General features: G+C 44.7%; 13 protein-coding genes. 4 read left to right on the top strand and 9 right to left on the bottom strand.

Annotated elements, in window-relative coordinates:
* The first annotated feature begins 154 nt into the window (after positions 1-154).
* The 4 genes from BMX69_RS13425 (at position 155) to BMX69_RS13440 (ending at position 3,771) form a co-directional block, all read left to right on the top strand.
* Positions 155-1,084, top strand: a complete 930-nt coding sequence (locus BMX69_RS13425; RefSeq protein WP_025234442.1) for a LysR family transcriptional regulator — start codon at positions 155-157, stop codon at positions 1,082-1,084.
* 72 nt (positions 1,085-1,156) lie between these two features.
* Positions 1,157-1,621 (top strand): hypothetical protein, encoded by a 465-nt coding sequence (locus BMX69_RS13430; RefSeq protein ID WP_100042615.1) that lies wholly within the window; start codon positions 1,157-1,159, stop codon positions 1,619-1,621.
* 26 nt (positions 1,622-1,647) lie between these two features.
* Complete coding sequence (locus BMX69_RS13435; RefSeq protein WP_242941258.1) at positions 1,648-2,028, top strand: ketopantoate reductase family protein; 381 nt, start codon at positions 1,648-1,650, stop codon at positions 2,026-2,028.
* A gap of 69 nt (positions 2,029-2,097) precedes the next feature.
* Positions 2,098-3,771 (top strand): S8 family peptidase, encoded by a 1,674-nt coding sequence (locus BMX69_RS13440; RefSeq protein WP_174715222.1) that lies wholly within the window; start codon positions 2,098-2,100, stop codon positions 3,769-3,771.
* Positions 3,772-3,866: 95 nt separating this feature from the next.
* Here BMX69_RS13440 and BMX69_RS13445 read toward each other — a convergent pair whose 3' ends face one another.
* The 9 genes from BMX69_RS13445 to BMX69_RS13485 form a co-directional block, all read right to left on the bottom strand.
* Entirely contained in the window at positions 3,867-5,123 is a 1,257-nt protein-coding gene (locus tag BMX69_RS13445; RefSeq protein WP_242941259.1) for a glycoside hydrolase family 3 protein, read from the bottom strand.
* A 142-nt stretch (positions 5,124-5,265) separates the two neighbouring features.
* Entirely contained in the window at positions 5,266-5,619 is a 354-nt protein-coding gene (locus BMX69_RS13450) for a PqqD family protein (protein ID WP_054790345.1), read from the bottom strand.
* Positions 5,609-7,531: an OPT family oligopeptide transporter gene (locus BMX69_RS13455; protein WP_100042617.1), complete on the bottom strand. Its 1,923-nt coding sequence runs from the start codon at positions 7,529-7,531 to the stop codon at positions 5,609-5,611. Before BMX69_RS13455 ends, BMX69_RS13450 begins: the two co-directional genes overlap by 11 nt.
* Before the next feature lie 82 nt (positions 7,532-7,613).
* Positions 7,614-9,077, bottom strand: a complete 1,464-nt coding sequence (locus BMX69_RS13460) for an aminoacyl-histidine dipeptidase (RefSeq protein ID WP_025234449.1) — start codon at positions 9,075-9,077, stop codon at positions 7,614-7,616.
* A gap of 374 nt (positions 9,078-9,451) precedes the next feature.
* Positions 9,452-10,282, bottom strand: coding sequence for an ATP-dependent sacrificial sulfur transferase LarE (gene larE, locus BMX69_RS13465; protein WP_054790346.1), 831 nt, complete (start codon positions 10,280-10,282; stop codon positions 9,452-9,454).
* Positions 10,282-11,601, bottom strand: coding sequence for a nickel pincer cofactor biosynthesis protein LarC (gene larC / locus BMX69_RS13470; protein WP_054790347.1), 1,320 nt, complete (start codon positions 11,599-11,601; stop codon positions 10,282-10,284). Before larC ends, larE begins: the two co-directional genes overlap by 1 nt.
* A 1-nt stretch (position 11,602) precedes the next feature.
* A complete protein-coding gene (gene larB, locus BMX69_RS13475; RefSeq protein ID WP_054790348.1) occupies positions 11,603-12,346 on the bottom strand; it encodes a nickel pincer cofactor biosynthesis protein LarB in 744 nt (247 codons plus the stop codon).
* Positions 12,347-12,418: 72 nt separating this feature from the next.
* Entirely contained in the window at positions 12,419-13,027 is a 609-nt protein-coding gene (locus tag BMX69_RS13480; RefSeq protein ID WP_054790349.1) for an ABC transporter ATP-binding protein, read from the bottom strand.
* On the bottom strand, positions 13,028-13,963 hold the full coding sequence (locus tag BMX69_RS13485) for an ABC transporter ATP-binding protein (RefSeq protein WP_100042618.1): 936 nt from the start codon (positions 13,961-13,963) through the stop codon (positions 13,028-13,030).
* Positions 13,964-13,974: the final 11 nt, after the last annotated feature.

Below are 13,974 nucleotides of genomic sequence, written 5' to 3' on the forward strand. Positions count from 1 at the left end.
TTATGAACTTATTATTACTTATAAGTTCTGTTAATTTATGTCTATACTTTTATTATAATTTATGATATACTGTACGTCAAATACATATAATCTATATTTTCTATGCATTAAAGCTATAAGAGAACGCCATCACCTGCACAAAGGGGGAATATTTATGGAATTAAAGGAAGCAAGATACATTCTGGCAATCGCCAGACAGAAAAACATCAGCAAAGCTGCAGAAACCCTTTTCATCTCCCAGCCATCCTTAAGCAAATATTTGAAAAACTTGGAGCATCAGCTTGGGGCCCGTCTTTTTGACCGTGTTGGAAGCTGCTATTCTCCGACCTATATCGGAGAACGTTACATCCACTATGCCGAACGGATCGTAGAATTCGGAATCGAATGGGACATGGAGTTTGACGATATTATGCACCAAAACCACGGACGTTTAAATATCGCCATTCCCATCATGCTTGGAAACAGCCTGATCGGTCCCACTCTTTCAAACTTCCACAAGCTATATCCCCATGTCACAGTCAACATGATGGAGGAAGTCAACTTTGTAGCAGAACATACCCTGACCGACCATACCGTGGACGTGACCATATACAATGTCCATGAATTTCCCACCGGCCTGGATTATCAGGTAATCGGAAAGGAAGAAATGGTTCTCGTCCTATCCGGATCTAATCCACTGGTAAAAATGGCTGAAAAAAAAGATGGCTTTCAATATCCCTGGATCGATCTTGGCCTTCTTGCAGACGAGCCCTTTATTCTTCTCTATCCTGACCAGAATACAGGCGGCCTTGCTTTAAAGCTCTTTAAGGATTACGGACTGGAACCAAATATTCTCCTTCATACCAGAAACAGCGAAATGTCGATCCGCCTCGCCATGGAAGGCCTGGGAGCCGCCTTTGCCCCTGAAAGCTACTATCATTATCTAAAAGACAGAGAACTTAAATCTTCAGTCTGCCTGTCCATTGGGAAAGAAAAGATTGAAAACACCCTTATAGCCGCCTATCAGAAAAACCGCTACCTGCCAAAATATGCCAAGGCTTATCTTGATATCCTGACAGAATATTATCAGACAAAGCAAACATAATAACCGGTCCCCTTCCTATTCTTTGCTTTTTTAGGAACTTATGGTAATATAGATTAAAAAAAGAGGTTTCCTATGAATAGAAAAATACAAAGAATCTTTTTCCTTTTTGTCATTCTTATCTTATCTCTTACCGCATGCCAAAGCCAGAAAAAAGAGGCAAAGAACCTTACCGGTATTCCTATTGACACAGAAAAAACCGAATCCGTTTCCATTTATTATGGTTCCATCTGTTATTCCTTCTATGACGAGAGCAAGGAAACCATAGAAAGGACCGCTGATCTCTTTCACGGCTTTTCTTTAGAAGAAGTCTCTGACGGAGCTCTTGACAGCGCCACCACCTACCAGATTTATTTTTCTAACACCAACGGTCAGACTGCCGCTATTAATGTGGACGAAAACAGCATGTTCTATCTGGCAGATACGAAAAAATTCTATAAAGTTTCTGAAGGAGTTTTTCATCTGGAGGAATTGAAAAAAATATATCAGGACAGCATGAATGCAGGAGGCTTTGATAAGAACCAGTGCCTCATTCCGTAGATAAGTCTTAGTTGAAAGGAAATTTTATGTGCGATCAAGCTAAAACAACTGCAATTGTAGGGCTGGCCTTTGAAACCAATTATGGCGGAGTACTTGCTCCCGGAGAGGCTTATGACGCCCTGATCGGGGCCATGAAGGAAGTGATCGGACCTTCCCAAAAAAAAGGGGTTGGCTTATCGGAAGAAGATATGGATTTTTACATAAATTTATTCAAAACTCTTTCTCCGGAAAGCGCTCCCTCCATGCGGCAGGATGGAATGGCCCGCCGGTATTCTGAAGTGGAAATGTTTTCCGGAGTTGTCCGCCGTCTGGCGGCAAAACACGGATTCATGATTCCGGTCAATGATATGCTTTACGAGAAGATCAAAGGAATAGAAGCAGCTTATCCTTCCCTGCCTAACGGTTAATAATGTTCATAATCAGATTCTCTCTGCATAAATATGTATAGCACCAGAATGCAAAGAGGGGGCTTGATTTTGGAAAGAATACTTGACAATAATTATTACGATCTGTTCGTAAATAATGTTCTCATTCCACAACATCAAAAGGACAGTGATATTACCTACCTCAATGAAAAACTTTCTTTGGAACATGTCCCGGCAGAATCTATGAACCCCTGTAATTTGGGGCTGTATTCTTACAACAGTTTTCCGTCACTTTACACTCTAAATTCACTAGTAAGCTTAGACATATCCGGAATTACAGCGGTTCAGAACAATCCTGATTTAAACCTGCTTGGAAAAGATGTATTAATAGGAATTATAGATACCGGTATTGACTACCGGCATCAGGCTTTTAAAAACACTGACGGAACCACCCGCATTCAGTCAATCTGGGATCAGAGCGAACAAAGCGGCGTCCCCCCGGATAGCTTTACTTTTGGTTCCGAATACGACACCGATCTGATAAACAAAGCCTTACAGTCGGATAACCCTTTATCGATTGTTCCCTCGGTTGATACCAATGGCCATGGTACGGCAATTTCCAGTATTGCGGCCGGTTCCCCAACCAATGACCAAAGTTTCCGCGGAGTTGCCCCGGAAGCTGATCTGGTAGTCGTAAAATTGAAAGATGCCAAAAAGAATTTAAAGGATCTTTTTTTTGTACCGGATGGACTTCTGTGTTTTCAGGAATCCGATATTATGCTTGCCGCACGTTACCTGGTTACTGTCTCCATAGAATTAAATAAGCCAATAGTTATTTGTATTGCCCTTGGTACAAGTATGGGAGGACATGACGGAAATGGGCCTTTAAGCAGCTATTTAGATAACCTGGCACAGCTTCCTGGTATTGGGGTTTCAGTCTCAGCAGGAAATGAAGGAAATAAAAAAAGACATTATTTTTATTCTACTTCACCCGAAGTCTTTTCTAGTGATTTTAGTTTAAATGCAGGAAACGATGACAGCATGTTCTTCATAGAAATTTGGGCCGCTTCCCCTGCTCAGCTGTCCATCAGCATAACCTCCCCTACCCGGGAGGTTACAAGATTAATCCCTCCATCAATCAATGGCTGCATAAATTATAATTTCAATATAAGCCTGACAAACGCCTGGATAAACAATATTATTTACGAGCAGAATACCGGGGACCAGCTTATCCTGCTGCGTTTCACAAACACATTTCCTGGAACCTGGCAATTTCACTTAGAAAATAGTAATAATGATTCATTCTCCTTTCATGCATGGCTCCCATCAGGAAATCTGATAACAGACGAAACATACTTTATAAATCCGGATCCAAACGTTACTATTACTTCTCCGGGAAACGCAGTAAGCCCGCTGACCGTTACTGCCTATAATCAGCTAGACAACAGCATCCTGGAAGAATCCAGCAGAGGCTACACAAGAATTGGAGTGGTTAAGCCTGACATTGCAGCTCCGGGCTATCTTATCCCGTGTGCGGTTCCGGGTGATAAATACGGCACTGCTACAGGAACGGGAGCCGCATCGGCTCATACGGCAGGAATCATGGCAATGATTTTTGAATGGGGGATTGTCAAAGAGAATTATATCCAGATGACTGGTGGTATTGTTAACCGGCAGCTGATTTTGTATGCAACCCGCGACAGCGCCTACACTTATCCAAATAATATATGGGGTTATGGCCAGGTGGAAATTAATAATTTTTTTAAAGCAGTTGATGATGCTTGATAAAACATTTTGATGATAAAAAAAGTGCGTTTCCCAATCATGGAACCGCACTTTTTTTATATCGCTAAATGGTACAAACGTTATGGCAGTATGGATCACTGCAATAAGCCTAATTTAAGCTTCCAGACCAGTATCCTGATTACGGAAGTGTCAATCTGTTCTTCTTTCAGGGTCCCCTTATTTATAGCATCTAAAACAGCCGGAATCTGTACGTCAAAGTCAGTCGCAACCAGTAAGTCATTCCCGGCGTCAATGGCCAGAACAGCCGCCTCCGATGTACTGTTCTTAATGGCATCCATACTTAGGTCATCCGTCATAATCACTCCCTTGAAGTTTAAGGATTCCCTTAATTTATCATGAACCACACGGGAAAGGGAGGCAGGATGTTTCTCATCCATGGAAGTTACGATATTATGAGAAACCAGAACACTGTCGGCTCCGGCTTTAATCCCAGCCTCAAATGGCAGGAAGTCACTCTGGACAAATTGTTGGTAATCTCTGGTATCAACCGCGGATCCCGTATGGGTATCCCCATTGCTGCCATAGCCGGGAAAATGTTTCAGTGTGCTGCCGATTCCCGCTTTTTCCATTTCCCGGACAACTGTCCTGACATAATCAGACGTCTCCCTGGCTTCCCGGCCAAAAGACCTGCGGTTAATAAAATCATCCGGATTAACAGAGATATCACAGACAGGAGCCAGATTAACATTGATCCCAAGTCCAAGCAGAAAGGCTGCCTTTTCCTTTGTATCTGCCTGAATGGCTTCAAAGCCGCCCTGTTTATACAAATCCTGAGGAGACTTAAACGGTTCAGAACGGAAAGCCGCGTATTTGCTGATACGGCACACCGTTCCGCCTTCCTCATCCACTCCCATGAGCAAGGGGATGGAGGAGGCATTCTGACAGCTCTTAATAAAATCCTGGATGCCGGTTTGCGTCTCATCCTTAAAATCGTCTCCGAACAGGATATAACCGCCTAAATGATACTTCTCAATATCCTGAAGGGCACTTGCTTTGCGCAGGCGGACAAAAAACATCTGACCCACCTTTTCCTCAAGGGACATGCTCAAGAGCAGCTCTCCTGCTTTAGCATTATAGGAATCACTGCCATGGGAAGAATCCGTCTGTCCGGCTGTATCTTCTATCGCCGAAGACTCTGTGGTTGAGATATGGATTGTGGGTTCTGTAGGATCTGCAATGTGATCATCTGTTTCGTTTGCAGCCGTTTTTGATTCCTCAGTGCCCGGACTGCCGGATTGACTGATATAATCCGGGTAATGCCTCCCGCAGCCTGATAAAAGAAGCGGCAGGAGTAAGAACACAAAGAAAAACATATATTTATTTGGTTTCATCAAAGTCCTTTCTGACCAGTCGGTAAAAGAATTTAATGACAATTATATCGTTCATGCCAGCAGCGGTCAAGAGTTACACAAAAAGAGATCGGTGCCAGGACTTAATTCCCGGCACCGATCTGCCTGCTTTGCAGTTTCTTTCTTACACCTTGCTGGTATTTTCGATATAGTGGAATTGCTGTTCTAAGTGACTGACGAATAACAGCAGTCTTTCATATAGCGGCTCTACCTTGTCACCATACGTTTCTTCAAGGCTTTTTCCAATTTCCCTAATGGTCTTACTGCCGTCAATTTGAAGAAAGACGCAGCTTCCATACTCATCCATTGCAATCCTTTTATATTCCGGAATTTTGAAACCGAGTTTTCTAAAAACCCGTTGAATCTTGTGATCCTGTTTTATAAGCATAGTCACAATGCCGTTTTTATCAACCTCGTATTCCAGTTTATCGGAAATCTTAAATATTAAATTTAAAACCTCATCCTTGTCATTTAGCATTCTTCACTTCACTCTTAAAAAGCGGTATAGCGGTCGCTACCACAAGAATGATCAATAAGATAAATGCCATTCCATTTGAATTTGCAAATCCGCTTGGGCCTTCACCACTGATAACTCCAGTTACCTGTAAAACGATTCCGATAAGTCCAATGATAGATCCGCCGGCAACAAGTCCTGATGACAGGCTTACACCGTTAGAAACTTTCGCTTCCTTTTCTTTTTCATTTTTGGAATATTTCTCAACTAAGAAACGAACCAGGGCTCCTATCAAAATAATAGAAGTTGTGGATATCGGCAAATAAAAACCGATTGCAACTGTCATTACAGGGAGTCCCAGCAAAAACAAAACGATTCCCATCATAATGCCGCAAATGATCATAACCCAGGGCAGCTGACCCGACATGATTCCGGCTGTCAATGTTGCCATTAAATTCGCCTGAGGCAATGCAAACGGAACATTATCTCCTGTCATTGAGAGCTGATTGGAAAGCAATAATATAACGCAGGTAACTACCACAACGCCTACCACAGAAGAAATTGCAAAATATTTCTGCATTTCATTCTTGCTTCCGCCAATGATAAAAGAAACTTTTTGTGATTGGCAGTAGCCGCCTGCTGCAGCGATTGCAGTAACAATAAAGGAACCGAATAACAACAGAGCCTTATTATCATCTACGCTCTTCCAGCCTAATCCCACAAACAGTAATGTGACGATAACGATGGAAGCAATTGTCATACCGGATACAGGAAGGTTTGAAGTTCCGATGGTACCGGTTAAGCGGCCGGAAACAATAACAAACATCAAAGAAAGTACCATGGATAAAACTGCACCCAGTACCGCCATGGCAATGTTGCCGCCAGATACCAGGAAACCTCCGATGAAGCCTACGATGATACCTGACAGTAAGATAACAGTTTCAACAGAAGATCCAGCGCCGCTGGAGCCTTTACCTCTGGCATTCATGGTTTCCTTTATGGAAGCGATAACCGTTGGAATCAGCTTTACCGCACCGATCAGACCGCCGGAAAGCATCATGCCTGCACCGATATATTTTACGTAGCTGCCTGCTATATCGCCGACTCCCATAGCGTTTACGCTGACAGAAGGATTATTCCATACGGCCGGGCCGCCACTTCCTAAAGTAGCAAAATAACCGATGAGAGGTGTAATGGCAAAGTTAGATAATATAGAACCGGCAAACATGGTCAAGGATACTTCCATCCCCACGATGAATCCAATTCCCAGCAGCAATGGGTTCACTTCCAGCTGGAATTTCCATTTGTAAAAGGGCTCATGCACAAAGCTGATCACGCTGTTGGTGATATTTAAGAATGAGCTGGTTACCGCGGTTATTAAACCGCCTATTCCAAATCCGATTCCCATAAACTTCAGAGAATCTTTGGCGCCTTCCGAAGCAACTAAGGTTTCCGAAATAGCCATTGACTCAGGATACATTAATTTTCCATGTTCTTCCACGATCAAATAATTGTAGACCAGGGAAGCTGCGCCTATACCAAATAATGCACCGCCGACACCGATCACAAGGCCTTCCAGAAATGTAACCTGGGAACCGATCAAGAGAATTGCCGGAAAAACAAATATCATACCGCTGGCAATGGATTCACCGCCGCTGGCCATTCCCTGAAGAAGTGTCTTTCCAAGGATTCCTTTTTCTCTTGCAAACATGGCAATAAATACAGAACCTAATATGGAGCCCGGTATTCCGGCTGCAACTGTAAGACCTGCTTTCATGCCTGAGTAAGCAGTTGATGCTGCAAACAATGCAGACAGAGCAATACCAATGATTAATACCGCAGCATTTCCACCCGATCCGGAGTTTTTAGGGACATATGGTACGTAGTCTTTGCCGGCTATACCGCCATATGCGCCTTTAGATAATTTCTGATTCATACATAGTACTCCCTTAAATTCATTATAGTTTGATCAATCATTGACACAAATTAAATATAAATTATCAGCGGTATTCCTGCTGCTATTTGAGGGCTTTCAACACTTCGGTCAAATATTTCCATGTCCTCTGGGTGGATGGGATGCTTAAATGCTCTTCTGCAGTATGTACCCCAACGATTGTCGGTCCAACGGATATCATATCCATCTTTCCTTCAAACTTTTTATCAAAAATTGCGCATTCTAATCCGGCATGAATTGCGCTTATCAGCGGCTTTTCGCCAAATAATTTCTCGTATAATTCTATAAACAGCAGTCTTACTTTTGAATCGGGATTGTATTTCCATTCCGGGTAATCCGATTCAGCGGTCACCTTCCCGTTTGTAAGTTCGGCAATGGTGGCTACGGTATGGAAAATATTATCCTTTATCGTACCAACAGAGCTTCTGATAGAACTTATGATTTCAATGCTTTCTTCCCCGGTCTCAACTACCCCCAGATTAAGGGAGCTCTCTACAAGGCCTTCAATATCCATGCTAACGCTCTGGACTCCGTTTGGAATCAGGTACATAAAATTAATGATATTATCCCTTGTGTCTTTCGACATGATTCGCTTCGGCATATTTTCCACAGGATTTAGTTCGACCTTTATATCCGGATCTGCAACTTTGAATTCATCCCTGAATATTTGTTCCAAACTGGAAATCTTCTCTTTCAGCATTGGGACAGCCTCTAAATTTACACACACAACAGCTCGTGCATCACGGGCAATGGCGTTGTGCTTGGAACCTCCGCTAATGGAGCATAAATTTAAATCTGTCTCTAAGCTTACACTTTTCAAAAACCGGGCCATCAATTTATTGGCGTTTGCCCTGCCCGTATGTATTTCCACTCCAGAGTGGCCGCCCTTTAAACCAGAAATATCAATGATATAAGCAGCCCTGCTGCTATCTGCATCTTCCCATGTGATGGGAATATTGATCTTGGAGGAGCATCCGCCTGCACAGCTTACCGTCAGGATTCCCTCTTCCTCTGAATCGATATTAATAAGGGTTTTACCTAATATGTTTTTTGGATCCAGCGCATGGGCGCCATCCATTCCGGTCTCTTCAGAGGTGGTAACCAACAATTCGACAGGAGGGTGTTCCAATGTATCCGATGCCAGAACCGCTAACCCCATGGCAACCGCAATGCCGTCGTCTCCCCCAAGAGTTGTTCCGTTTGCGTAAAGCATATCTCCAACGATTTTCATTTGGATGGGGTCAGTCATGAAATCATGCATTACATCAGGCCTTTTCTCACAGACCATATCCATATGCCCCTGAATTACGACACCTGGACTTTCTTCATAGCCCTTGGAACCTGGCTTCCTGATGATCACATTCAGCGCTTTATCCTGTATGACCTCCAGATTGTGTTCCTTTGCAAAAGAAACTAGATAATCGCTGATTCTTTTTTCATTCCCTGAACCTCTCGGAATACTGTTAATTTCCTCAAAATAGTGAAACACTTCCACCGGTTCCATGTTTTCCATTGCATTGTTACCCACGGTATATTTTCTCCTTTACTAATTTATTTGTCCTCCTTATGTTAAAAAACAGGATTACGGACAAAAAACCTAAATGTGTGTTTTCATATTAGCACAAACAAAGTCAAAATACAATAGACTTTATTGTACAATTTCACATAATATTTCTGTGCTAAATGTTTAATTCATATTCAAATATTATATTATTTTTTAATTAATATTCATTTTTTAGGTTATTGTTAATAAATCCACATTTGTCGTGTTGTCGAATCCTGACGGTACTGCGCTATCCCGCTCGACCGCTATCGGGGATTTGTTTATAGGGTCAGCGGAATATGCAGAAAAAGTGCGTTTCCTGTCGGGGAAACGCACTTTTTACGTATCGGTATGAATTTTTACTCAATGGGGTTGATCCCCACATCCATGCTTCCGGACCGGAATCCTTCCAGATCCATGGTGATATAGATAAAGCCCAATTCTTTTAAATAAGCAATGATCTCTCTGCTCTTCTCCACCAGATTTCCCATCGCTTCCTTGTCCACCTCGATTCGGACAATGTCTTTATGAAGTCTCAGGCGTACATTTCCTTTCACAAGAGAACTTACAAATTCCTCTCCTTTTCCAATAAGATTCAGGATATCATAATCAATTTCCGTACCATAGGGAAGACGGGTCGCCATACAGGGAGCGGAAGGCCTGGACGCCACAGAGATCCCGTACCATGAGGCCAGCTCTTTTACCTGGGCCTTTGTGATGTGAAGCTCTGCCAGAGGACTGATGATTCCCAGTTCTCTTAAGGCTTTGATTCCCGGACGGTAGACATGCAGGTCATCTTCGTTGGTTCCATCCATGATATAAGGGATGTCCATTTCCCCCGCATAATCCTTCAAAGACTGGAACAGCTTCTTTTTGCATAGATAACAACGGTTTACAGGATTAAAACGTATCTCCTCCTGTTCCAGTTCATTTACGGAAACCACCTTATGTATTCCTCCCAGCTCCTTTGCTACCCTGGCTGCGATTTCCAGATCACAGGAGGGATGAAGACGGCTGTCAAAAGTTACCGCATAAACAGTTTTTCCCGTCTTTCCTGCGGCATCTGCTGCTGCTTTCAGCAACAAACTGGAATCCACTCCTCCGGAAAAAGCCAGGCAGATATCCTCTTTGGCGTACTCTGCCATCATCTGTTCCAGTCTCATTTTTATTTCTAACATGTTCTGTTCCATTATTTCTCCACCTCCATGCGTATGATACTGTATACCGTCTGATAATCCAGTCCATTTTGTCTGCAAATACTTCTTACACTTTCAAATTCCGGGTAGCAGAAGGTCCTGTCTTTGTAGGTGCAGATTTTTACCTCCGCCTCCCCGAATTCCGTCATAACCTTCCTTTTTTTTCGGTTTAAAATGGTTCTGGCTACCGGGTATCTTCTCACTCCGATGGTAGTGGTTTGAATGAACAGGATATCTTCCATTCTGCTTATCTCTTCTTCCCGGCAGATCAGGCTAAGCATATAGGCTGGACGGTTCTTTTTCATGAATACAGGCGTATACCAGACATCAGCCGCTCCGGCTTCCAATAAGGATTCCATAGCAAAACCAAAGGATTCCCCGCTGCAATCGTCAATATTGGCCTCTAAAACCCACATATTTTCTCCTGCCCCTTCTTCCTCTTCCAGAAGCAGCATGGCCCGCAGAACGTTTGCCTGTTTAAAGTCCTTTTTCCCTGCACCAAGCCCTGTCTTTAAGATCTGAAAGGAGGAAGGAAGATTCGTTCTTGTCCCAAGGGCGGCAGCTATGGCAGCTCCGGTAGGAGTCACCATCTCCCCTTCATTGTCCGTAAGACGAAGCTTCAGACCATGGGCCGATACAATGTTAGCTGTTGCCGGAACAGGAACCGGGATAACACCATGCTGGCAGCGGATGCTGCCATACCCTTCTGACAAAGGAGATACCACGATCTCATCCACGCCCAGGCTGTCCACACAAACCGCCACACCGATGATGTCCACAATGGAATCAATGGCTCCAACCTCATGAAAATGGACCTCTTCCACAGGGATTCCATGAGCTTTTGACTCCGCCTCTGCCACGATATCAAACATCCGCTTCGCCATTGCCTTTACCCTGCTGTTGGAATCCAGCCGGTCAATGATTGCGTATATATCCTGGAGATTCCGGTGAACTTGGGGATGATCATGGCTTTGGTTATGGTCATGATCGTGGTCATGGCTGTGGTCGTGGTCATGGCTATGATCGTGATTATGCGCATGGTCGTGGCTTTGGTCATGGCTATAATCGAGATCATGGTCATTGTCGTGATCACGCTTATGGCCATGCTTTTCATTTTCCAAATGAACATCAAAATCATAAGCATCCAGTCCGCATTTCCTGGTCCTGCCAAAGTGTAAATGATAGCCGTCCACTCCCAGGCTTTGCAGAGCCTTTGTAAAAGCCTGCTTATCTGCTCCCAGGTCTAAAAGAGCGCCTACCGTCATATCACCGCTGATTCCTGAGTTACATTCCAAATACAGTATTTTTCCCATCTTATTTCACCGCCAGTCGATTGATTTGTGTCGCAAGATACCCCGCCCCATATCCATTATCAATATTTACAACAGAAATTCCATTTGCACAGGAATTAAGCATTGTAAGAAGAGCAGAGAGCCCATGAAAGCTGGCTCCGTAGCCTACCGAAGTAGGAACCGCGATGACCGGGCAGTCCGCCAGCCCTGCGATCACCGTTCCCAAAGCCCCCTCCATTCCTGCCACTGCAATAATGCAGCTGGCATTCCGGATCCTGTCTCTCTGGGACAGAAGACGGTGGATTCCGGCTACTCCCACATCGTATATCCGGTCCACGTGACAGCCGAAATATTCCGCAGTCTGTGCCGCCTCCTCCGCTACCGGGATGTCTGCCGTACCTCCTGTACAGACCGCCACGCATCCCTTCCTATCTTTTTCCGTCCGCTCTACCTTTAAGATCCTGGATATGGGATCATACTGAACCTCCGGCACAACAGATTTCACCAGTTCAAATTGCTCCTCTGAAGCCCTGGTTCCCAGCACTTCACCGTCTCTTTCATAGAATTTCCTATAAATCTCCACCAGGTATGGATCCGGCTTTCCCTGGCAAAAGACCGTCTCTCCAAAGCCGGAACGAAGCGCCCTGTGATGGTCCAGCTTTGCATAACCCAGGTCCTCATAGGGAAGATCCTTTAACAGCTGTTCTGCTTCCTGAATTTCCATTTCTCCTGATTTAACCAGGTTAAGCATATCTCTAATATCCATGATCCCGACTTCCTCCTCTTACGATGTTCCGTTTGTGCTAGGGAAAACACACTCTGTGCGTTTTAGTCTAGCTCATTGCCCGCGCAGATCAAGTCTCCTTGTGCATACACGTTCTAAAAGGCCCTGGGAATGACTGACTACCAAAAGGCCGATGTTACGTCTCTCCACTTCTGACATGAGAAAATTCCAGATCTGGCTCTGGGTGATCAAATCAAGCATGGTACTGATCTCATCCGCAAGGAGAAACATGGTTCCGCCGCCAAGCGCCCGGGCAATGCAGAAACGCTGAAGCTCACCTCCCGAAACCTCAGCCGGGTACCGGTTTAACCATTCCGGTTCGATACCCAGACCTTCGATCACCCGGTCTTCTACTCCATCTCCCTCCTTTAAAACCTCTTTAAGCTTAAGCCTTGGGTTTACAGAGTTTTCCGGATGCTGCCAGATCATCTGGACCGGACAATATCCCTTGCAGGAAGAAAGGGGCTTTCCGTCTAAAAGCACCTCTCCATGATCCGGTTTTTCATATCCGGCAAGAATTTTGCAGCAAGTGGTCTTCCCAAAACCGCTGGGAGCAATCAGCCCCACACGTTCCCCGCTGTCCATGTACATGGTCAGATTATTTAATATCTGCCTATTCCCATTATCATATCGGAATGATATGTCTTTTGCTTCCAGTCTCACTTATCTCTCCTCTGCTTTAACGCACCGGACCATTTCACCAGCCAGGCCGACGTAATCCACTTCCTTTAAACACCTTGCCTCCCGGTATTCACACCTGGGGGCATAGGGACAGCCTGAGGGGCGGTCCTTTAAATAAGGCTGGGCTCCCGGTGCAGCCCGGAATCCATGTTCCGGCATAGCCCTGTAAAGGGCCTTTGAGTATGGATGACGTAGGAGTCTTTCCTCTCTGAAATCAGCGGCATATGCTTCCTCAACGCTGGTACCGGCATAGAATACCACAATCCGGTCAGCGACCTCCAGCGCTAACTCCAGGTCATGGGTGATGAGAAGAACACCGGCTCCTTCATCGGCCATTTCCCTAAAATGGGACAGCACCCGTTTTGCCGCCTCCAGATGCAGGCCCGGTGTAGGCTCATCCGCTATCACCAGCTTAGGTTTTTCCATGACAGCAGTGGAAATTAAGATCCTTCTGGTCATTCCTCCTGACAGCTCAAAGGGATAAAGCTTTTCCACAGTCTCATCAAGCCCATACCGCTTAAGGATTTTATAGCTTTCGCCCATGCTTCCCTGATCCCGTTTCCCTTTCCTGATCTGAGCCCCCGCCTTCATTAGGGGATCCAGATAAGAAACGCTTTGAGGGACCAGAACGATCTCCTTCCCCCGAAGCTGTCCCAGCCGTTTTTCCGTAAGCTTCTCCCCATAATAAGATATCTCCCCGGACCATGCCGCATTATAAGGCAGGATTCCCAGCACTCCATGGGCCAGAAGGCTTTTTCCCGAACCGCTGGAACCCACCACTGCCACCAGTTCTCCTTCTCTTACGGTAAGGCTTACGTCCTTGACAGCCAAAAGAGTGGTTTTTTTGATCCATCGCTCATATTGGGTAAATGATACTGACAGGTTTTTTACCGCCAGAACCGTTTTCTTCTCTTCCAATCCATTCCCTC

Source organism: Lacrimispora sphenoides JCM 1415 (genome assembly GCF_900105615.1).
Classification (GTDB): Bacteria; Bacillota; Clostridia; order Lachnospirales; family Lachnospiraceae; genus Lacrimispora; species Lacrimispora sphenoides.